This is a genomic window from Sphingobium sp. FG58, from assembly GCF_057809055.1.
The window spans coordinates 65,014-85,084 of the sequence record NZ_JBMDJF010000001.1; the positions used below are offsets into that span (position 1 = coordinate 65,014).

Below are 20,071 nucleotides of genomic sequence, written 5' to 3' on the forward strand. Positions count from 1 at the left end.
GAAGCGAAGGCACCTCGCTTCGCTCGGCATGGCACTTCGACAGACTCAGCCCGAACGGAGGAAAGTTCGTTCCATGATTGACGTCGCCGTCCTCCACGACACCGGCTGGCTTGGCACCGACTGGGAACTGCTCGCCCAGCGGGCGGTGTTCGCCGCCATCACCCACAGCCCCTACGCCGCCTTCGCCACCGACGAGGCGCTCTACGAAGTCGCGGTCAAGCTGACCACGGACGAAGAAGTGCATCAACTGAACCGCGCCTATCGGGACAAGGACAAGCCGACCAACGTCCTCTCCTTCCCGATGGTGCAGGCCGACCTGTTGCAAGGGACCGCCAACACCGACGATGGCGAGGTGCTGCTGGGCGACATCGTGCTGGCGGAGGGGGTCTGCGCCGCCGAAGCGGCCGACAAGGGCATCTCAATCGCCGATCATGCCGCGCATTTGATTATCCACGGGACTTTTCATTTGCTTGGATATGATCATATGGACGACAATGAGGCAGAGGCGATGGAAGCGCTGGAAATAGCGGCGCTGGCCAGCCTTGGCCTTTCCGATCCCTACGGGGATAGAGTGACATCAGGGGTATAGGACTAACTATGGCTGAGGGCAGCCCGAAGGACGGCAACGGTTCCAAGGAATCGGACAGTAGTAATGAAGGCGGTTTATGGAGCGGCATAAAGACGCTCCTGTTCGGCGATGGCGAATCCACGACCCTGCGGCAGGAGCTGGAGGAAGCGCTCGACGAATATGACGAGGATGAGCAGGACGATAGCGCATCCCCGCCAGCCAAGGGCGACCTGTCGGCGATCGAGCGCCAGATGGTCCGCAACCTGCTCCATTTTTCCGAACATACGGTCGATGACGTCGCGGTCCCCCGCGCCGACATCATCGCGATCGAGGAGAAAGCGAGCTTCGCCGATCTTGCCGCTTTGTTCGCCGAAGCGGGCCACAGCCGCATCCCGGTCTATCGCGACACGCTCGATACCATCGTCGGCATGGTCCATATCCGCGACGCCTTCGCGATCCTGGCGGGCAAGGCGCCCGTGCCGGACACGCTGGAGCCTTTGATCCGCCAGCCGCTCTATGTGCCTGAAAGCATGGGCGCGCTCGACCTGCTCGCCGAAATGCGCGCGAAGCGCACCCATCTGGCCATCGTGCTGGACGAATATTCCGGCACCGAAGGGCTGCTGACCTTCGAGGATCTGGTCGAGGAAATCGTCGGCGATGTCGAGGATGAGCATGACGACGCCCCCGAAGCGATGCTGGTGCCGCTGGCCGGCGGCCTGTGGGAAGCCGACGCCCGCGCCGAACTCGACGATGTCGCCGAGGAGATTGACGAGAAGCTGGGCGATATCGAGGAAGATGTCGACACGCTGGGCGGCCTCGCCTTCATCATCGCTGGCCGCGTGCCGGAACCGGGCGAGATACTCGACCATGAACAGAGCGGCTGGAAACTGGAAATCCTGGCCAGCGACGGGCGACGGGTGACGCGGTTGCGGCTGCATCCCCCGGTGGAGAAGGTGCTGGACGAGGAGGATTGAGGCGGAGCGCTCTGCCACACTCCAATGCCGCAATGCTGCGCAAAACCCATTTCATTGTCATTCCCGCGCAGGCGGGAATCCATCTCCCACCCTATCGCCTTGATTTTAGGCTGGGAGATGGATCCCTGCCTGCGCGGGGATGACGAAACTATAGAATGTGGAGATCATCGCCTTGCAAGAGGATGTAACTTTCACCCCGGAATAGAAGCCCCGAACAGCAACACCGGATCACCCGCAGGCGACAGCGCAATTTCGCCGCCCGCGCCGGTCACCAGCTGCCGCACCATCCATGCCGCCGCCGTGCGCGATGCCAGCCCTTCGGGCGGCAGCGTCCCTGCCAGCGCCGCGCGCAGATCGGGGTCCAGCACAACCTTCGGACCCTCGCCCCGCACGACGATCTCCGTCACACCGGGCCGCTTCTCCGCGCCAATGTCCAACTGACCGCCCCGCACCAGCGCATCGCCGACGATCAGCGCCAGGTTGAGCAGTACCTTGACCGGCAGCTTGCCCAGCATCTGTTCCTCGACCATCCAGCCGATCTTGACCCGGCCGGTCCCGGCAAACATCCCCTCGATCGCGACCCGCGCCTCATGCGGCGGCACCGCGTCACCAAAGCCCCCGGCAGAGCCGAAAGCAAGACGGAAATATTTGAGTTTGTTGGCGGATGTCCGCGCGCTGTCGGCCAGCAGGTCCAGGCAGCGCTGGCGCATGTCCGGGTCGGTCTCGTCCGCCATCAGTTCCAGCCCGTTGTTGAGCGCGCCGACCGGACTCAAAAGGTCGTGGCACAGGCGCGAACAAAGAAGGCTGGCAAATTCGATGCTGTCGATGGGGTGGGTCATGTCAGGGTCTGTGCCGCCGATTTTTGTGAAGAATAAGGATGGCCTGACTGGCTAATGCGCTGCCGCGCCGGGCGATGCAACCCCGCCGCGCTGCCTTTCGTTCATGCGACCCGCAGCGTCGCCGGAGCGAAGCGCACGCCGCCCGCGCCATCCCCCTGCGCCACCCAAAGCCGCGCATCGCCCCCCGCAACGATCAGCCACAGGCTCCCGTCCGGCGCCGCGCAGGCCGCATCTGTGGCCGACGGCACCGCCACGCCGGATGGATGCGAATGATAATGGCCGATAATCTGCGCGCCCCCCTCCCGCGCCGCCCGGTGCGCCGCGATCAGTGCCACCGGGTCCAGCTCGAAATGCCGCGCCGGGTTAGGCGCGACATTGGTCGCGGGCGCGATAGCCTCGATTCGCCCGGCCGCGCCCAGCAACAGCCCACACACCTCCACCCGATCCGCCGCCGCGATCGCCTGGATCTGGTCCAGCAGCATCCTTGATATTGTAACCGCCATCCCTACATCCCTAGCCAATGGGTCCGGGGGTTTCCATCATCGAAGCGACAATCGCGCAGGCGCAGGACGGGATGCGGCTCGACCGGGCGCTGGCCGACCTGCTGCCCGACCTGTCGCGCGAACGGTTGAAGGCGCTGATCAACGACGGCCATGTCCGATCGACTGGCCAGCCGATCAAGATCGGCACCACCATCAAGGTCGCGACCGGCCAGAGCTTCGCCATCACCATGCCCGCCCCGGTCGCGCTCGACAACGTGGCCCAGGATATTCCCCTGACCATCGTGCATGAGGATGCAGACCTGATCGTGGTGGACAAGCCCGCCGGGCTGGTCGTTCATCCCGCCGCGGGCAATCTGGACGGCACATTGGTCAACGCCCTGCTCCATCATTGCAAGGGGCAGCTGTCGGGCATTGGCGGCGTCGCCCGCCCCGGCATCGTCCACCGCATCGACAAGGACACGTCGGGCCTGCTGGTCGTCGCCAAATCGGACAAGGCGCATGACGGGCTGGCACGCCAATTCAAGGATCACAGCATCGAACGACTCTATGCCGCGATCGTCTATGGCCATCCCCTGCCCGGCACCGGCACGGTCGATGCCTGGCTCGGCCGGTCCGACGCTGATCGAAAGAAGATGGCGGTTCATCGGGAAGGACGCGGCAAACATGCCGTCACCCATTATCGCACGGTCGAACGGCTACGCGACGCGGCGATGGTGGAATGTCGGCTGGAAACCGGCCGCACCCATCAGGTCCGCGTCCATATGCACCATATCGGACACCCCTTGATAGGCGATCCGGTTTACGGTAGAGAAAGAAAAGGTTTCAAATCAATACTGGAAACACTGGGTTTCAAAAGGCAGGCATTGCACGCAAAAAGCCTGGGGTTCATACATCCGGTAACGGACGAACGGCTTATGTTCCAAAGTACGCTTCCTGCCGACATGCAGGAACTGTTAAGCCTGCTCCACGTATAGACATGAACAAGTTTGCGCCGGTGTTTGTGACGCCTCTTCTGGGTCCCGCCGCGCATGAAAGGGAAAGGTGAAGCGACATGGCCAAGACGAGCAATGTCCCCGCGGTTCCGGCGCTGGGCGGTGAAGCCAGCCTCAACCGCTATCTCTCGGAAATCCGCAAATTTCCGCTTCTGACGCCTGAGCAGGAATATATGCTCGCCAAGCGGTATGAGGAGCATCAGGACCCTGAGGCCGCGGCCCAGTTGGTCACCTCGCATCTGCGCCTCGTGGCGAAGATCGCGATGGGCTATCGCGGCTATGGCCTGCCGGTCAGCGAACTGATTTCCGAAGGCAATATCGGCCTGATGCAGGGCGTGAAGAAGTTTGAGGCCGAGCGCGGCTTCCGCCTGGCGACCTACGCCATGTGGTGGATTCGCGCCTCGATCCAGGAATTCATCCTGCGCAGCTGGTCGCTCGTGAAGATGGGTACGACCGCGTCGCAGAAGAAGCTGTTTTTCAACCTGCGCCGGATGAAGAACAACATCGAAGCGTTTGAGGATGGCGATCTGAAGCCGGAGGACGTGACCAAGATCGCGACCGATCTGGGCGTATCCGAACAGGATGTCGTGTCGATGAACCGCCGCATGGCGATGGGCGGCGACACGTCGCTCAACGTCCCCATGCGTGAGGATGGCGACGGCCAGTGGCAGGATTGGTTGCAGGATACCGATCCGTTGCAGGACGAGCGCGTCGCCGAGGAACAGGAACGCACCCAGCGCCATGAAATGCTGGTCGAGGCGATGACGGACCTTAACGACCGGGAAAAGCATATCCTGGCCGAACGGCGTCTGGCCGAAGAACCCAAGACGCTGGAGGAACTGAGCCAGGTCTATGGCGTTTCGCGCGAACGCGTCCGCCAGATCGAAGTGCGCGCCTTTGAAAAGCTGCAAAAGGCGATGATGCGGATCGCCGGTGACAAGCTCAGCCACATGGCCCGCTTCGCCGCCGCCTGATCGGCCTATAGACAATAGAAGAAGGCCCCGGAGCGATTCGGGGCCTTTTTCATTGGACCCAGTCCATCGGCCCGCAACTGGTGCCTTGTGTACATGTGGCACGCTGATCATATGGCCGCGATCCGTTCGACGCTTGGGGGCTGTAGCATGATCTCGACCGCACTGGCCCATAAGCTGGCCGCGCGCCGCATTCATTATGGCTGGGCGGTGCTGCTCGCCACCTTCCTCACCATGCTGGTCGTGGCGGGCGCGGTCGGTGCGCCGGGCGTGTTCATGGTGCCGCTGCAACGCGAATTTGGCTGGACCACCGCCGATATTTCCGCGGCCCTCGCCATCCGTTTCCTGCTGTTTGGTCTGATGGGGCCATTTGCCGCTGCCTTCATGAACCGCTTTGGCGTGCGCCGGATGATGCTGATTTCGCTGGGCATCGTCATCACCGGCCTGCTGCTGTCGCTGGGCATGAGCCAGCTGTGGCAGTTGGTACTGCTATGGGGCGTGGTGATTGGCCTTGGCACCGGCCTGACCGCGATGGTACTGGGTGCGACCGTCGCGACCCGTTGGTTTTCGGACCGGCGCGGGCTGGTGATGGGGTTGTTGTCGGCCAGTACCGCGACCGGCCAGCTCGCTTTCCTGCCGCTGCTGGCGGGACTGACTGACAGTTTCGGCTGGCGCTCTGCGGTGCTGCTGGTGTGCGGCACGATCCTGTTCGCCGCGCTGGTCGTGCTGTTGCTGATGCGTAATCGCCCGTCCGACCTGGGCCTTGCGCCCTATGGCGATAGCGTCATCCAGCCGGTCCCGGCCCAGCCTGCTGGCCTTGGCGCGCTGCTGATGACGCCGATCACCGTCCTGCGTGACGCGGCGAAGGTGCCGACCTTCTGGTTCCTGTTCCTGTCCTTCTATATTTGCGGCGCCAGCACCAACGGCCTGGTGCAGACCCATTTCATCGCCCTGTGCGGCGATTATGGGCTGGCGGCGATCGGCGCGGCGTCGATGCTGGCGATGATGGGGCTGTTCGATTTTGGCGGCACGCTGGCGTCGGGCTGGCTGTCCGACCGGTTCGACAATCGCTGGCTGCTCTTCTGGTATTATGGCCTGCGCGGGGCATCATTGCTCTATCTGCCGTTCAGCGACTTCTCGCTCTACAGCCTGTCGCTGTTTGCGGTCTTTTACGGCCTCGATTGGGTCGCGACCGTGCCACCCACGGTCAAGCTGACCGCCCAGCGCTTCGGCGCGGAACGCGCCAATATTGTCTTTGGCTGGATCTTCGCCGGACATCAGCTGGGCGCGGCCAGCGCGGCGATGGCGGGCGGCCTGTCGCGCACCGTCTGGCACAGCTATATGCCCGCCTTCGTCGCGGCGGGAATCCTGTGCCTGATCGGCGCGGTGCTGGTGCTGCTGATCAACCGTGGCCGACCCGCCATCTTGCAGAGCGCTTGAAACAAGGGGCCGGGGCGCGTTACGCTGCCGGCATGACCGCCAGACCCGCCTCCCCCCGCCGCCGTTCCCGCTGGATCAGCATCCCGTTCAAGCTGCTGATCGGCTTCATCATCCTGTCGCTGCTGATGGTGACGCTCTACCGCTTCGTGCCCCCGCCGGTGACGATGACGATGCTGCTCGACCCCAATGGCATCACCAAGGACTGGATGAGCCTGGACGAGATCGACCCCGATATGGCCCGCGCGGCGATCGCGGCGGAGGATGGGAAATTCTGCACCCATCATGGCTTCGATGTCGATGCCATCGCCAAGGCGGCGATCCACAATGCCAGCGGCGGGCGGGTGCGGGGCGGATCGACGATCAGCCAGCAGACCGCGAAAAATGTGTTCCTGTGGCAGGGCGGCGGCTTCGTCCGCAAGGGGTTCGAGGCCTGGTTCACCATGTTGATCGAGGCAATCTGGGGCAAAAAGCGGATCATGGAAGTCTATCTGAACGTCGCGGAAACCGGCATCGGCACCTATGGCGTGCAGGCGGGCGCGATCCGCTATTTCAAACATGGTGCCGGCCGCCTGACCCGCGCCGAAGCCGCCCGCATCGCCGCCATCCTGCCCCTCCCCAAACGCCGCGCCGCCGTCGCCCCCAGCGGCTTCACCCGCCGCTACGGCAACACCATCGCCGCCCGGATCGGCGCAGTGCAGCGCGACGGGCTGGACGCTTGCCTCAAATGAAAAAGGGCGGGGATTGCGCCCCGCCCTTTCGCTTTGTGAATGATGTGTCGGATCAGAAGGTGAAGCGCGCGCCCACCCGAATGGTGTAGAGCGACTGACGCGAATAGATCGTGTCGGTCGGCGTCGCACTAGGCGCGTTATAGCGATACTGCGCGCACGCCTGGCTGGTGTTGGCGGTCTGCTGCGCACCGGTGGGGGCCGCACCAGTGGCAACCGGCGTGGTCAGGCACTGGGCGCGAACCGCGATCACATTGTAGGGGAACGCATATTCGCGGATCTGGCCCCATTTCTTGTTTAGGAAGTTCGTGAAATTCTCGATGTCGGCGAACAAAGTGATACGCGAGCCACCCAATCCGGTCGGAATTTCCTGATCGACATGCAGATCGATCTTGGTGAACCACTTGGCGTTGAAGGCGTTACGCGGCGCGATCTGCCCACGGAATTTGCCAAGACCGGTGGTCGTGATCAGCCCTTCGAGATAGTTTTGCGTCGCAACACTGTCGTAAGACACGAGCGGATCGTTCGGACCGGTCGGCACATAGAGGAGGTAGCGCGAATTGCTGCCCGTCGTGCCGAAAATGCCGCTGCGTGCGTTCGACACATCCTGCATCGTATAGCTGTAGGGGCGACCGATGCGGGTTTCGCCGAACAGGGCGAAGTTTGTCTTGTAATCGCCGAAGAAGGCATGGCTGAAGTTGAGGCGATATTTGAAATTATGCTTCACTTCATCATTCGATGTACCGACAGCAGCGCCGTTGGCGTCGAGGAAGGCGCCATTACCATAGTTGGACGATGCCGTGGAGGACGTGGCTGGCGCCTGATCCGTCACGTCCTGCCAGGTGTAGCTGAAACCAAGGTCAAGACCGAAGTCGAAGCTTTTGTCGATGCGGGCAACGGCGATATAGCTGCGGCCCTTGGTCGTGTTGGTCAGGAACAGGTCGTTATTTGTGTCGGCAAAGTTCGTGACCGATGCATAACGAATACGGCCATCGGGAGTCCGTAGCGCCGTGGGCGTCACGCGCAGGTCAGTGAAGAACACCTGATTGCGGACCGAGGAATAGAACAGGTCCGCACCGAAGTTCCAGCCATTGCCCAGGAACGTATCACGCGGCGTCCAGTCGGCCGAAATCGTACCACGCCATTGCGACGGAATCTTGAACTTGTGATCTAGGGCGTTGACCGGCGCGGTTGCCGAAGAAGCCGCGCTCGATACCAGAGTGTCAGCAGCACCGGGGATCGTCGTGCCGCTGACGCCGTTCAGGATGGCGTCCCCGTTGGCCAGCGACGTGCCGGTGACCGATCCATCATTGTTACGACGCACGTCGATGCTGTTGGACAGGAAACCGGTGTTTGAAAAGCTGTTGGAAACATATACGTCAGGCGAACCACCAGAGAAGATGCCGCCGCCCGCGCGGATCGACAGGTTGCTGGTCGGCTTGAAATCCAGGCCAACGCGCGGCTGGAAGATACCGCGACCATCGACATAGGCCATGTTGGTAAAGCCGTAGCGATTAACAAAGTTCTGGTTCAGCGCAGGGCGGCTGTCGCCACCATACATGTCATAACGGGCACCATAGGCCAGCGTCAGCATGTCATTGATCCGCCAGGTATCCTGGATACCAAAGGTGTAGCTCTGATAGCGGAAGCGTGCTGCTGCGTCATCGGGATCAAGCGAGGGAACAGCGTTCTGGTAGCGCATACGCTGTGCGTTACCGGCCGCGAAATCCGCGATCGAATCGAAATAATAGTCGCCCGCGGTCCGTTGCAGGAACAGGTTGAAAATTTTGGTGTCGGAAAATTCACCGAACACGCGCAGGTCATGATCACCACGGGTCAGACGACCCTGAACCATCCCGCCATAAGTGCGGCTGGTCAGTGCGTTGGACTGGCGCGATACGTCCGGACCAAAGCTGACCGTGCCAAAGCCCGGCTGGCAGGCAGTCGATGCACCGGAACCTGCGGAACCAGGCGCAGTGCGATCCGAAGTCGGCGCGGTGCAGACCTGGAACTGGGCAAATCCGCGTCCCAGCACCGGATCCTGACCGCGCTTATAATCCTTGTAGAAGCCGCGCACTTCGGTCGAAAATTCATCACTCCATTCCGAGTTCAACTGGAACACGCCGGTATGGAGTTGGTTCGATGAAACATAACCGTTGGATTCCAGACCCAGACCGGGGTTACCGGTGGCAAAGGTATTCTGGTTAAACTGGATGGAATCCTTGGTGTACATGTACGTGATGGACGCGCGCTGCGTGTCGGACAGGTTGGCGTCGATACGGGCCACCAGACGGTCGTCACGATCGTTGGAGTTATTGAGGACGCCGCCGGTTTCATAATTGTAGCGCGACTGGGCAATGTCCTGAATCTGCGTCACTTGCGCATCGGTGATGCTGGGGACGACCGTACCGGCATTGTTACCAGCCGTGCCTTCCGCAATCGGTGTGCCAGCGCGGATACGTTCGCCTGCGATCATGAAGAACAGCTTGTCTTTGATGATCGGACCGGAAATTTCCGCGCCATAATTTTCATATTTGAAATCGGGCAGAGAAACCCGACCAGTGGGCACGCCCGGTCCGGCCTTTGTCTTTTTGCCGGTCAGATTGTCCGACGAATAGGCATAGAAAGCTGTGCCATGGAATTCATTGGTCCCCGACTTCAGGATAGCGTTGATCGTGCCGCCCTGAAAATTACCTTCGCGCACATCATAAGGCGCAACGCGGGTCTGGAACTGGCCGATAGCATCCAAAGGCACAGGCGAACGACGGGTCGGCAAGCCATCGGGGTTCAGGCCGAAATTGTCGGTGACAGGAACACCATCAATGGTGAAGCGGTTGAAGCGCGCATTCTGCCCCGCAAAGGACACAGCACGACCAGAACCTTCTGCATAGTCCAGACGCGCGAATGGATCGCGACGCATAAGATCGCGAATGTCGCGGTTGACCGATGCGATCTGGGCAATGTCTTGCGCAGTCAGGATCGTGGTTGGGCCAGACGCCTTTGTTCCTGCGCCAACGACGCTGGCGGCAGTCACGATGATGGTGCCGCCAGTCGAGGTCAGCGCAATCGGCAAGTCATATGCCTGCGCAGCGACGGTAAAAATGTCGGTCACTTCGGTATTTTCGTAACCGTCAGCGGCTACCTTTACAGTGAACGGACCACCAATGCGCAGGCCGGATGCAGTGAAACTGCCCGTTGCCGTGCTAGTCGCGGTGCTGGTGGTGCCCGAAGGAACGTGGGTGATGGTGATCGTGGCGTTGCTGACCGGTGCGCCATCTGCGGTGACCGTGCCGCGCACGGTCGATGTCGTTTCCTGCGCATGGACCGGCGCAACCATTACCGCAGACAGGCTGATCGAGGCAGCCCCCGCCGCCAGCAAGATTTTCAAATGCTTCATCTGACCCAAATCCCTTTTGATGAACCGCGCGACAAGCGCACGCCCCTAACGCTGCTTCTTGCAAGCCGGAGCCGCCTGTGACGGCCTCTGGCGACGGCCCTGTGATGCTATGGCTGCACTTTTGTTACAATGTATAACAGCCCTCGTCACAGGTGCGAACAAAGCGACAGCTTGGTGCGCCAGAAGAGGGACGAGCCTAGCTTAGATCATTGTTTTATAGATATTTTATGGGTAGTTTTGCCCACTATTTGACGGTGGTGCAATTTTGCAACGCAGCAAGAATATTTGCGCGGATGCCGAACAGCATAACGAAAAAGGGCCGACGGTCGCCCGCCAGCCCCTCTTTTGTCCTTATCCTGATGATGAAATCAGGCAGCGTCCTCGGCGCGCTTGGCGCTTTCGCTGAACACGCGAATCGGTTCTTTTTTGCCCGCGACCACATCCTTGTCGACCACCACTTCGCCCACGCCCTGCATGGAGGGCAGGTCGAACATGGTATCGAGCAGGATCGCTTCGAGGATCGAGCGCAGGCCGCGCGCGCCGGTCTTGCGTTCGATCGCCTTCTTGGCAATCGCGACCAGCGCTTCGTCGGTGAAGCTGAGGTCGACATTCTCCATCTCGAACAGCTTGCCATATTGCTTGACCAGCGCGTTCTTGGGTTCGCCCAAAATCTTGACCAGCGCCGACACGTCCAGATCTTCCAGCGTCGCGATGACAGGCAGACGGCCGACAAATTCGGGGATCAGGCCGAATTTCAGCAGATCTTCCGGTTCGCTCGACCGCAGCAATTCGCCGGTCTTGCGCTCTTCGGGGGCAGCGACATAGGCGCCAAAGCCGATCGACTTGGCTTCCAGACGATCACCGATGATCTTTTCCAGACCCGCGAACGCCCCGCCGCAGATGAACAGGATGTTGGTCGTGTCGACCTGGAGGAACTCCTGCTGCGGATGCTTGCGCCCGCCCTGTGGCGGCACCGACGCGGTCGTGCCTTCCATCAGCTTGAGCAACGCCTGCTGCACGCCCTCGCCCGACACGTCGCGGGTGATCGACGGGTTCTCCGCCTTGCGGCTGATCTTGTCGATTTCGTCGATATAGACGATGCCGCGCTGCGCCTTCTCGACGTTGTAATCCGACGCCTGGAGCAGCTTGAGGATGATGTTCTCCACATCCTCGCCGACATAGCCAGCCTCGGTCAGTGTCGTCGCGTCAGCCATGGTGAAGGGAACGTCGAACGTCTTGGCCAGCGTCTGCGCCAGCAAAGTCTTGCCGCAGCCGGTGGGACCGACCAGCAGGATGTTGGACTTGGCCAGTTCGACCTCGCCCGGCTTGCTGCCATGGTTCAGCCGCTTGTAATGGTTATGGACCGCAACCGACAGGACACGCTTCGCCCGGTTCTGGCCGATCACATAATCGTCCAGCACGTCGCAGATTTCCTGCGGGGTCGGCACGCCGCCATCCTTCTTGCCGACGAGACCGCCCTTGGTCTCCTCGCGGATGATGTCGTTGCACAGCTCGACGCATTCATCGCAGATGAACACGGTCGGCCCAGCGATCAGCTTGCGCACTTCATGCTGCGACTTGCCGCAGAAGGAGCAATAGAGCGTGCTCTTGGAATCGGAGCCGGTAAGCTTAGTCATTCGCCAATCTTTCTTCCCTGCCGGTTCAACAATCACCAAAACCGCATTCCGGCGCGGGTATTCTGGTCCATATTCATCCTAGACCGTGGCACGCCGGTTTCACAAGGGGTGAAAGTAGCGCGCCCCGGTAAAGATGAGCTTTAAGAGTCGCTGGCTTCGGGCAGCGCAGGCCGCTTGCTGAACACTTCGTCGACCAGACCGAAGGCCTTGGCCTCGTCCGCCTCCAGGAAGGTGTCGCGGTCCATCGCCCGCTCGATTTCTTCCAGCGGCTTGCCGGTATATTCGACATACAGATCGTTCAGGCGACGGCGGATACGCAGGATTTCCTTGGCCTGGATCTCGATATCGCTGGCCATGCCCTGCGCGCCGCCAGACGGCTGGTGGATCATGATGCGGGCATTGCCCAGCGCGATGCGCTTCCCCGGCTCACCGGCGGCGAGCAGGAAGCTGCCCATCGACGCGGCCTGGCCAATGCACACGGTGCCGACCTGGGGACGGATATATTTCATCGTGTCGTGGATCGCCATGCCAGCCGTCACCACGCCGCCGGGCGAGTTGATGTACATCCAGATGTCCTTCTTCGGATTTTCCGATTCGAGGAACAGCAGCTGGGCGACGATCAGCGAGGCCATGTGATCTTCCACCTGGCCGGTCACGAAGATGATCCGTTCCCGCAACAGGCGCGAGAAAATGTCGAAGCTGCGCTCGCCACGGTTCGACTGCTCGATAACGATAGGAACCAGCGCGGCCATGGGATCATGCATGATGTTGGTCATTTTGCTCTTTCAGTCAGGTGCTTTTGCCCACCCCCTACATCGGCACAAACGGCAAATGGTTCAAGGGGGCGTGTGGGAAGGAAGCCGGTTCAGTCGCGCCGGGCGAAGTCGGATGGCGCGCGGAAGCCCAGATAGAATAGCCGCCGCACCTCCCGCCGCCCGCGCACCACGGTATCGAGGATGAGGCCGCACATGCCTGACAGGGTCGCCAGGATCATGAGGCCCGTGACGAGGATGGCGGTCGGGAAACGCGGCACCAGCCCCGTGTCCATATAGGTAACGATCAGCGGCGCGGCCAGCCCCAGCCCCAGCGCCGCCAGAAACGCCGCAATGACCCCGAAGAACAGGATCGGCCGCTCGATGCGATAAAGCGTGAAGATGGTGCGCAGGATGCGGAAACCATCGCGATAGGTGCTAAGCTTGCTGACCGATCCTTCGGGCCGCGCGCCATAGGCGGTGACGACTTCGGCAACCGGCATGGCGAGTTCGAGCGCATGGACGCTGATCTCGGTCTCGATCTCAAACCCTGCCGACAGGACCGGGAAGCTTTTGACGAAGCGGCGGGAAAAGACGCGATAGCCCGACAATATGTCGGTGAAACTGCGCCCGAACAATTGTTTGAGCAGGCTAGTGAGCGCCCAGTTGCCCAGGCGGTGGCCGGGGCGATAGGCTTCCTCCGCCTCCGACTTGCGGCAACCGACGACCATGTCCAGATTATCCTCCAGCATGGCGGCAACCATCGCAGGGGCCGCTGCTGCCTCATAGGTCGCGTCGCCATCGGCCATGATATAGATGTCGGCGTCCACATCGGCGAACATGCGTCGCACGACATGGCCCTTGCCCTGCTGGCTCACGCGACGGACGATCGCGCCAGCTTCCCGCGCCAGTTCGCGGCTGCCATCGCTGCTATTATTGTCGAACACATAAATGTCGGCATGGGGCAATGCGCGGCGGAAATCCTCCACCGTCTGCACGATCGCGCCTGCTTCATTATAGCAGGGCAGGATGACCGCGATGCGCGGTACTGCCAGCCCGCTGTCGCTCGTCATGGCGGGAAATTCCTTCATCGGCCTTACGATCCTGCTGCTTTCCGTGCCGAACGGCATGGACCGACAGGGTTAATATTTCCTCTGCCATGCCACCTGCGAAATGAAAAGCGCCCGCGCCTCCTGTCGGAAGCCGGGCGCTTGTTCATCGCATTTCAGCCTGGCTTATTCAGCCTTGGCGGCAGCCTTTTTGGGAGCAGCCTTCTTCTTGGGCTTTTCCTCGGCAGCAGCGTCCGCGGCGGGCGCTTCGGCTTCCGCCTCGGCAGGGGCAGCCTTCTTGGCGGCGGCCTTCTTCGGCTTGGCCGGCGCTTCCTCGGCTACCGCTTCGGCGTCTGCGGCAGGTTCGGCAGCGGCCTTCTTGGGCGCGGCCTTCTTCGCCTTGGGCTTTTCGTCATGGTCATGGCCGCAGCCCGGACCGTGGACATGGGGCTTGATGTCGCCATCTTCGGCTTCGATCGCCGCTTCCAGCTCTTCCTTGGTCACGGCGCGGTCGGTGACTTCGGCCTTGTCGAACAGGAAGTCGACGACCTTGTCCTCGTACAGAGGCGCGCGCAGCTGGGCGGCGGCCATCGGGTCCTGACGGACATATTGCACGAAACGCTCACGATCCTGCGGGCCGTACTGCTGCGCGGCCTGCATGATCAGGCGGTTCATTTCCTGGTCGCTGACGGTCACGCCATTGGCCTGGCCGATTTCGGAGAGCAACAGGCCCAGGCGGACGCGACGCACGGCGATGGCGCGATAATCCTCCTTCTCGGCTTCCATTTCGGCGATCGCGGCGGCCGGATCTTCCTCATGGGTCGCTTCATGCTGAAGCTGCTGCCAGATCTGCTCGAACTCGGCTTCGACCATGCTCGGCGGCACGTCGAAATCATGGGCAGCGGCCAGCTGGTCGAGCAGCTTGCGCTTCATATGGGTGCGGGTCAGGCCATTATGTTCCTGCTCGATCTGGCCCTTGAGCAGATCCTTGAGCTGGTCGAGCCCTTCCAGACCCAGCGACTTGGCGAAATCATCGTCCAGCTTGGGCTTGTCGCCGTCCAGGATCGACTTCACCTTGATGTCGAAGGTGGCGAGCTTGCCGGCCAGATGGGCCGCGCCATAATCTTCGGGGAAGGTCACTTCGATGACCTTCTCTTCGCCCTTCTTCACGCCGCCCAGCTGCTCCTCGAAACCGGGGATGAACTGGCCTGCGCCGAGCTTCAGCTTGATATCCTCGGCCGCGCCGCCTTCAAAGGCTTCGCCGTCGACCTTGCCCAGGAAATCGATGACCAGCGTGTCACCGTCCTGCGCGACATGATCGTCGCCCTTTTCTTCCAGCGCGCCCTGCTGCGTGGCGATGCGGCCAGCGGCCTCTTCAACCTGTGCGTCGGCGACTTCGACGGTCAGCCGTTCCAGCTTGATGCCGTCGACGCTGGGCGCGGCGATTTCCGGCAGCACTTCCAGCGCAACCTTGATTTCCGCGTCCTTGCCGAACTCGAAAGCTTCGTCCAGCTCGACCGAAGGCTGCATCGCCGGACGCAGCTTCTGGTCGGCGATCAGTTTCTGGATGCTTTCCTGAATGCTGTTGTTGAGCGCGTCGCGCTGCAGCGCTTCGCCATGCATTTTCTTGACGAGATTGGCGGGCACCTTACCGGGGCGGAAGCCGGGCATCCGCACCTGCGGGGCCATGGCCTTCACTTCCTTTTCCACTCGCGCGTCGATATCCTTCGACGTGATGGTGACAGTGTAGGCGCGCTTAAGGCCCTCGTTCAACGTCTCGACAGTCTGCATCTCTTCTCTCAAACGCTTTCTTCAGCTGAATTTCGATGGCGCTGCCGCGGGCGGCATACTGGTGCGGGCGAAGGGACTCGAACCCCCACATCTTGCGATACCAGAACCTAAATCTGGCGCGTCTACCAGTTTCGCCACGCCCGCATCGGTCGCCGGTCGGCGCGGCATAGAGAAAAGCGTGAGCAAGGGCAAGGGATAGTGAGTCGGGTCGCGGAACCGGCGTGATGGCCCATGCGTACCTTGTTCATTCCCCCTAGCAGAGAGAGGCAGACATGGCCACCCAGCCCGACCCCACGCCCAACCCGGATGGCGTGCCCCCGCCCGACATCATCGACCCGCAATCGCCGCCCGAAACCCCAGCGCCTGCGACTCCGGAAGAATTGCCGATGACCGAGCCGGACGAAATCACCCCGGTCGGCCCCGATTATGACCAGCCCGACAGCGCGCCTGCGGAAGTGCCGCCGGACTGAGCGCAATTTTCCGCCTCCAGCGCGACATATCCACAGCTTTTATGTCCAGTGGCGGAACCTTTTTGGTTGATCGTTAAAATATGATCGCTGCGCCGCTGGACAGACCCCTGCAAGCATGATTGAATTGTGACAAATAAAAATCACGGAGAGGCGCGGCTGACAAAATAGGGGGTCGACGTGCATAGGGTTCGCGCAAAGCTGGAATGGTTCAAAACCGTCATCCTGCCACAGGAAGCCGCGCTGCGCGGTCGCTTGCGACGCATATTGCCCTCCACCCATGAACTGGACGACATGGTCGCCGAAGTCATGACCCGCGCCTATGCCACGGAAAATTGGGAAAATGTGACGACGGGCCGGGCCTATCTCTTCACCATCGCCCGCAACCTCGTCATCGACACCGCCCGCCGTAACAAGGTGGTCAGCTTTGAAACCATGGCCGACCTGGAATTGCTGGGCGGCGAAAACACGATCGAGGCGCAACTGCACGCCCGCGAAGCGCTGCGCCAGGTGCAGGTCATCGTCGAGTCGCTGCCTGTTCAATGTCGCCGCGTGTTTATTCTTCGCCGCATCCACGAAAAATCGATGCTGGAAATAGCGGAGGAGATGTCCCTATCCGTTTCTACTGTTGAAAAACATCTGGCCAAAGCCATCGCGATAGTTATGCGGGCCTGGGCAGAACGTGAGGAAACGGATTTCGAACGTGCAGGGGTCGGAGCCAGGATCAAGCTGCGGGACCAGGGCCGCGATCGAAGCGGAAGCAGCGCGCCTGCTGGCCAGGCTTAACAGCGACCCCAGCCCCCAGGACGAAGCCGAAATTTGCGAATGGGTCGAGGCTGACCCCAGCCATGCCGTCGCCTTCGCCCGTGCCGAAGCCGCATGGGAAGCCGCCGAGCGACTGAAAAGTGCCGCCGCCGACGTCACCCTGCCCCCGATGGCGCAGATCGTCAGCGAAGAACAGCAGCGCCGCCTGTCGCGCAACATCATGGTCGCCGCCGCCGTCGCGGTCATGCTCTTCATCGTAGCCGCGATCGTCACCGTCCGCACCTTCAGCGGGGTGGAACGCTTCCAGACCGGCATCGGCCAGATTCGCGACATCGCGCTGGAGGACGGATCGACCCTCCACCTCAACAGCGACAGCGAGGCGGAAGTCCGCTTCACCGACAATGGCCGCAAGGTGCGCATCGTGAAGGGCGAAGCTTCGTTCGACGTCGCCCATGACCCGGAACGGCCGTTCGATGTCGAGGCACGATCGGCGGTGATCCGCGCGGTCGGCACCGCCTTCAACGTGCGGATGCGCCCGTCGATCGTCGAACTGACCGTCACCCACGGCACCGTCACCGTCCATTCGGGCGACAATGTGCAAAAGCGCGTCAGCGCGGGCAGCGGCGCAGTGATCCAGCCGCGCACCATCGCGCTCACCCGGCTGGACCCCAAGCTGGTCGGCCAGCGCACCGCCTGGCGCGAACAGATGGTCGAGCTGGACGGCGAAACGATCGAGCAGGCGACGGGCGAATTCAATCGCTATCGCACCGCGCCGATCCTGATCGGCGACACCCGCGTATCGGCGCTCCGCATCGGCGGCCGCTTCCGCATCAGCGACAGCCGCGAATTTCTCTCCGCCCTGCAACTCAGCCTCCCCATCCGCGCGGTGACCGGCGAGGATGGCTCCGTCATGCTCCTCTATCGCGACGATGAGTCGGACATGGTGGAGAATGGGGTCGGGTTGTGATGGTGCTGGCTGACCAACATTAAATCCGTTCGCCCTGAGCGAAGTCGAAGGGCTCGGCTGAGCCGCAGGCGAAGCCACTTCGCTACGCTCAGTGGAAGGCTTCGACTTCGCTCAGCCCGAACGGATATATTTTTAACCCTTTGCCCTCACCCCAACAAATCCCGCACCATCTCCGGCACCAGCACACTCGCCGGGCCAAGCCGCGTTTCCTCGAAATAGGTGCTGCCCGCCGACGGATCGAGATTCAGCTCCAGCGTCTTTGCTCCGACATGGCGGGCGGTCTGGACGAAACCGGCGGCGGGATAGACCGCGCCCGACGTGCCGATCGACACGAACAGGTCCGCGCGGCGCAGCGCATCGTCGATCGCGTCCATTTCGTAGGGCATCTCGCCAAAAAACACGATGTCGGGCCGCAGCTTTGGCCGCCCGCAGCCATCGCACACCGATCCGGGCGGCAGCGATCCGGTCCACGCCACCGCCTTCCCGCACCCCGCGCACAGGGCGGATCGCAGCGCGCCATGCATATGGATCAGCCGCTTCGCCCCCGCCCGCTCATGCAGGTCATCGACATTTTGCGTGACGATCAGCAATTCTCCCGGCCACTCCCGGTCAAGCGCCGCCAGCGCTTCATGCGCGGCATTGGGCGCGACCTCGTCCAGCTTCGCGCGCCGCTCGTCATAGAAACGATGCACCAGCGCGGGATTGCGCGCGATGGCTTCTGGCGTGCAGACATCCTCGACCCGATGCCCCTCCCACAATCCATCCGGCCCGCGAAAGGTGGCAAGCCCGCTTTCGGCGGAAATGCCAGCGCCGGTGAGGATGACGATATTGCGTATGTCCGGGTTCATGTCGCCCAGTCTAAACAAAGCCCGGCGTCAATGCCATGGTCCTGCTTATCGAAGTCTTTACCCCGTCCGGGCTAGACCCCGACGCAATATCAAAGCCGGAACATGCCCCATGCGTTTTGCCCAGACCCTGCCCCTGATCGCCGCCCTCGCGCTGCCGCAGCCTGCCTTTGCGCAGGTCGCTGCCGCCGATAGTGGCGATACCGGCTGGATGATCCTGTGCGCGCTGCTGGCGTTGCTGGCCGCGCTGCCGGGATTGATGTTGCGCCACGCCGGGCAGGTCAATGTCCGCAACGCTTTGTCGGTGATGGCGCAGGGCGCGGCGGTGGCGGCGGTCGTGTCGCTGACTTGGGCCATTGCGGGCTACTCGATCGCCTATGCACCGGGCAGCGCCTGGCTGGGCGGTGGCGCGAACCTGCTGCTCGCCAATCTGGGGCAGCTGCGCGAGGGGATGACCGTCCCTGAATCCGCCTTCGTCCTGTTTCAGATGGCGCTGGCGCTGATCGCAGCCTGCCTGTTGATCGGCGCGGTGGCGGAGCGGGCGCGGCTGGGCTGGCTGATCGGCTTTGCGCCGCTCTGGTTGTTGATCGTCTATGCGCCGGTCGCTCATGCGGTGTGGGGCGGTGGCTGGCTGGCGGACCTTGGCGTGCTGGATTTTGCCGGCGGGCTGGTCGTGCATGGCGTGGCCGGTTTTTCCGCGCTGACGCTGGCCTTGATCGCCGGGCGGCGACGTGAAGCGTCCGATCCTGGCCATGCCCCGGTGTTGAGCCTGGCGGGCGGCGCACTTCTGTGGGTCGGCCTGTCGGGCGTGGTCGGCGGTTGGGCCTTGGGCGCGACCGATGATGCCGCAACCGCCATCCTGAACTATCATTTTGCGGCCTGTGCCGCTGCCTTGGTCTGGGCCTTGCTCGACCGTCTGTTGGGCACGCGCACCAGCGCCACCGGAGTCCTGTCAGGCGCGCTGGCAGGCATCGCCGCCATTTCCGCCAGCGCCGCGCTGGTCGGCACCGGCGGCGCGATGATGATCGGTGTGATCGCCGCGATCATCTGTCGCCTTGGCAGCGGGCTGGCGGGCCGCTGGATCGACGATCCGGCCAGCATATTCGTCGTCCACGGGGTGGGTGGGCTGACCGGCGTCCTGCTACTCCCCATCTTCGTCCTGCCGCTGCTTGGCGGGGTCGGTTATGAAACGCCGGTCAGCCTGAGCGCCGCCTTGCTCAGCCAGCTCATCGGCCTTGTCGTCGTCGCGCTCTGGGCGATGATCGGCACCGCCATCGCGGCGCTGATCGTGTCGATGGTCGTGCCGCTGCGCGTCAGCGCACAGGAGGAGGCCGATGGCCTCGACGCCAGCCAGCATGGCCAGCAGGGCTGGGATTTCCGCTAAACGCC

At 62.2% G+C, this 20,071-nt stretch carries 18 protein-coding genes and 1 tRNA gene; 10 read left to right on the plus strand and 9 right to left on the minus strand.

Annotation, left to right across the window (positions count from 1 at the left end; all coding sequences use genetic code 11):
• Positions 1–73: 73 nt before the first annotated feature.
• Entirely contained in the window at positions 74–589 is a 516-nt protein-coding gene (gene ybeY, locus ACODR8_RS00355) for an rRNA maturation RNase YbeY (protein WP_489005492.1), read from the plus strand.
• A gap of 8 nt (positions 590–597) precedes the next feature.
• Positions 598–1,542, plus strand: coding sequence for a hemolysin family protein (locus tag ACODR8_RS00360; RefSeq protein WP_119746025.1), 945 nt, complete (start codon positions 598–600; stop codon positions 1,540–1,542).
• A gap of 191 nt (positions 1,543–1,733) precedes the next feature.
• Here the strand turns inward: ACODR8_RS00360 and ACODR8_RS00365 are convergent, their stop codons facing one another.
• On the minus strand, positions 1,734–2,381 hold the full coding sequence (locus ACODR8_RS00365) for a histidine phosphotransferase family protein (protein WP_217671952.1): 648 nt from the start codon (positions 2,379–2,381) through the stop codon (positions 1,734–1,736).
• A gap of 101 nt (positions 2,382–2,482) precedes the next feature.
• The gene (locus ACODR8_RS00370; RefSeq protein ID WP_489005493.1) at positions 2,483–2,884 is read right to left on the minus strand and encodes a M67 family metallopeptidase; all 402 of its coding nucleotides are present in this window, start codon (positions 2,882–2,884) and stop codon (positions 2,483–2,485) included.
• A 17-nt stretch (positions 2,885–2,901) separates the two neighbouring features.
• Between ACODR8_RS00370 and ACODR8_RS00375 the strand changes: the two genes are divergently transcribed.
• The 4 genes from ACODR8_RS00375 (at position 2,902) to mtgA (ending at position 7,015) form a co-directional block, all read left to right on the plus strand.
• The gene (locus tag ACODR8_RS00375; protein WP_489005494.1) at positions 2,902–3,858 is read left to right on the plus strand and encodes an RluA family pseudouridine synthase; all 957 of its coding nucleotides are present in this window, start codon (positions 2,902–2,904) and stop codon (positions 3,856–3,858) included.
• Between the two features lie 77 nt (positions 3,859–3,935).
• Positions 3,936–4,850 (plus strand): RNA polymerase sigma factor RpoH, encoded by a 915-nt coding sequence (rpoH, locus tag ACODR8_RS00380; protein ID WP_119746033.1) that lies wholly within the window; start codon positions 3,936–3,938, stop codon positions 4,848–4,850.
• Between the two features lie 147 nt (positions 4,851–4,997).
• Positions 4,998–6,287 (plus strand): MFS transporter, encoded by a 1,290-nt coding sequence (locus ACODR8_RS00385; protein WP_489005495.1) that lies wholly within the window; start codon positions 4,998–5,000, stop codon positions 6,285–6,287.
• 32 nt (positions 6,288–6,319) lie between these two features.
• Positions 6,320–7,015, plus strand: a complete 696-nt coding sequence (gene mtgA / locus ACODR8_RS00390) for a monofunctional biosynthetic peptidoglycan transglycosylase (protein ID WP_489005496.1) — start codon at positions 6,320–6,322, stop codon at positions 7,013–7,015.
• Positions 7,016–7,067: 52 nt separating this feature from the next.
• Here the strand turns inward: mtgA and ACODR8_RS00395 are convergent, their stop codons facing one another.
• The 6 genes from ACODR8_RS00395 to ACODR8_RS00420 form a co-directional block, all read right to left on the minus strand.
• Positions 7,068–10,409, minus strand: a complete 3,342-nt coding sequence (locus ACODR8_RS00395; protein ID WP_489005497.1) for a TonB-dependent receptor — start codon at positions 10,407–10,409, stop codon at positions 7,068–7,070.
• A gap of 368 nt (positions 10,410–10,777) precedes the next feature.
• Positions 10,778–12,046 (minus strand): ATP-dependent Clp protease ATP-binding subunit ClpX, encoded by a 1,269-nt coding sequence (gene clpX / locus ACODR8_RS00400; protein WP_037491445.1) that lies wholly within the window; start codon positions 12,044–12,046, stop codon positions 10,778–10,780.
• A gap of 140 nt (positions 12,047–12,186) precedes the next feature.
• Complete coding sequence (gene clpP / locus ACODR8_RS00405) at positions 12,187–12,822, minus strand: ATP-dependent Clp endopeptidase proteolytic subunit ClpP (protein WP_294132082.1); 636 nt, start codon at positions 12,820–12,822, stop codon at positions 12,187–12,189.
• An 89-nt stretch (positions 12,823–12,911) separates the two neighbouring features.
• A complete protein-coding gene (locus ACODR8_RS00410) occupies positions 12,912–13,889 on the minus strand; it encodes a glycosyltransferase family 2 protein (RefSeq protein WP_489005498.1) in 978 nt (325 codons plus the stop codon).
• 144 nt (positions 13,890–14,033) lie between these two features.
• On the minus strand, positions 14,034–15,638 hold the full coding sequence (gene tig / locus ACODR8_RS00415; protein ID WP_489005499.1) for a trigger factor: 1,605 nt from the start codon (positions 15,636–15,638) through the stop codon (positions 14,034–14,036).
• Between the two features lie 59 nt (positions 15,639–15,697).
• Positions 15,698–15,782 (minus strand) — tRNA-Leu (locus ACODR8_RS00420).
• 128 nt (positions 15,783–15,910) lie between these two features.
• Here ACODR8_RS00420 and ACODR8_RS00425 point away from each other — a divergent pair.
• From ACODR8_RS00425 to ACODR8_RS00435, 3 genes are all read left to right on the plus strand, one after another.
• A complete protein-coding gene (locus tag ACODR8_RS00425; RefSeq protein ID WP_294132103.1) occupies positions 15,911–16,108 on the plus strand; it encodes a hypothetical protein in 198 nt (65 codons plus the stop codon).
• A 177-nt stretch (positions 16,109–16,285) separates the two neighbouring features.
• Entirely contained in the window at positions 16,286–16,891 is a 606-nt protein-coding gene (locus ACODR8_RS00430) for an RNA polymerase sigma factor (RefSeq protein ID WP_217671941.1), read from the plus strand.
• Positions 16,809–17,837 (plus strand): FecR family protein, encoded by a 1,029-nt coding sequence (locus tag ACODR8_RS00435; RefSeq protein WP_489005813.1) that lies wholly within the window; start codon positions 16,809–16,811, stop codon positions 17,835–17,837. The genes ACODR8_RS00430 and ACODR8_RS00435 overlap by 83 nt, the downstream gene beginning before the upstream one ends.
• Positions 17,838–17,983: 146 nt before the next feature.
• Here the strand turns inward: ACODR8_RS00435 and ACODR8_RS00440 are convergent, their stop codons facing one another.
• The gene (locus tag ACODR8_RS00440; RefSeq protein WP_489005500.1) at positions 17,984–18,685 is read right to left on the minus strand and encodes an NAD-dependent deacylase; all 702 of its coding nucleotides are present in this window, start codon (positions 18,683–18,685) and stop codon (positions 17,984–17,986) included.
• A gap of 109 nt (positions 18,686–18,794) precedes the next feature.
• Here ACODR8_RS00440 and ACODR8_RS00445 point away from each other — a divergent pair, with 109 nt between their 5' ends.
• The gene (locus ACODR8_RS00445) at positions 18,795–20,066 is read left to right on the plus strand and encodes an ammonium transporter (protein WP_489005501.1); all 1,272 of its coding nucleotides are present in this window, start codon (positions 18,795–18,797) and stop codon (positions 20,064–20,066) included.
• Positions 20,067–20,071 lie beyond the last annotated feature (5 nt).

Bases quoted from the DNA above. Each gene is read 5' to 3' on its own strand.
- clpP (WP_294132082.1), bottom strand. From the start codon at position 12,822: ATGACCAACATCATGCATGATCCCATGGCCGCGCTGGTTCCTATCGTT.
- mtgA (WP_489005496.1), top strand. From the start codon at position 6,320: ATGACCGCCAGACCCGCCTCCCCCCGCCGCCGTTCCCGCTGGATCAGC.
- ybeY (WP_489005492.1), top strand. From the start codon at position 74: ATGATTGACGTCGCCGTCCTCCACGACACCGGCTGGCTTGGCACCGAC.
- clpX (WP_037491445.1), bottom strand. From the start codon at position 12,046: ATGACTAAGCTTACCGGCTCCGATTCCAAGAGCACGCTCTATTGCTCC.
- ACODR8_RS00395 (WP_489005497.1), bottom strand. From the start codon at position 10,409: ATGAAGCATTTGAAAATCTTGCTGGCGGCGGGGGCTGCCTCGATCAGC.
- tig (WP_489005499.1), bottom strand. From the start codon at position 15,638: ATGCAGACTGTCGAGACGTTGAACGAGGGCCTTAAGCGCGCCTACACT.
- ACODR8_RS00375 (WP_489005494.1), top strand. From the start codon at position 2,902: ATGGGTCCGGGGGTTTCCATCATCGAAGCGACAATCGCGCAGGCGCAG.
- ACODR8_RS00440 (WP_489005500.1), bottom strand. From the start codon at position 18,685: ATGAACCCGGACATACGCAATATCGTCATCCTCACCGGCGCTGGCATT.
- ACODR8_RS00360 (WP_119746025.1), top strand. From the start codon at position 598: ATGGCTGAGGGCAGCCCGAAGGACGGCAACGGTTCCAAGGAATCGGAC.
- ACODR8_RS00425 (WP_294132103.1), top strand. From the start codon at position 15,911: ATGGCCACCCAGCCCGACCCCACGCCCAACCCGGATGGCGTGCCCCCG.
- ACODR8_RS00370 (WP_489005493.1), bottom strand. From the start codon at position 2,884: ATGGCGGTTACAATATCAAGGATGCTGCTGGACCAGATCCAGGCGATC.
- ACODR8_RS00385 (WP_489005495.1), top strand. From the start codon at position 4,998: ATGATCTCGACCGCACTGGCCCATAAGCTGGCCGCGCGCCGCATTCAT.
- ACODR8_RS00445 (WP_489005501.1), top strand. From the start codon at position 18,795: ATGCGTTTTGCCCAGACCCTGCCCCTGATCGCCGCCCTCGCGCTGCCG.
- ACODR8_RS00365 (WP_217671952.1), bottom strand. From the start codon at position 2,381: ATGACCCACCCCATCGACAGCATCGAATTTGCCAGCCTTCTTTGTTCG.
- rpoH (WP_119746033.1), top strand. From the start codon at position 3,936: ATGGCCAAGACGAGCAATGTCCCCGCGGTTCCGGCGCTGGGCGGTGAA.
- ACODR8_RS00410 (WP_489005498.1), bottom strand. From the start codon at position 13,889: ATGAAGGAATTTCCCGCCATGACGAGCGACAGCGGGCTGGCAGTACCG.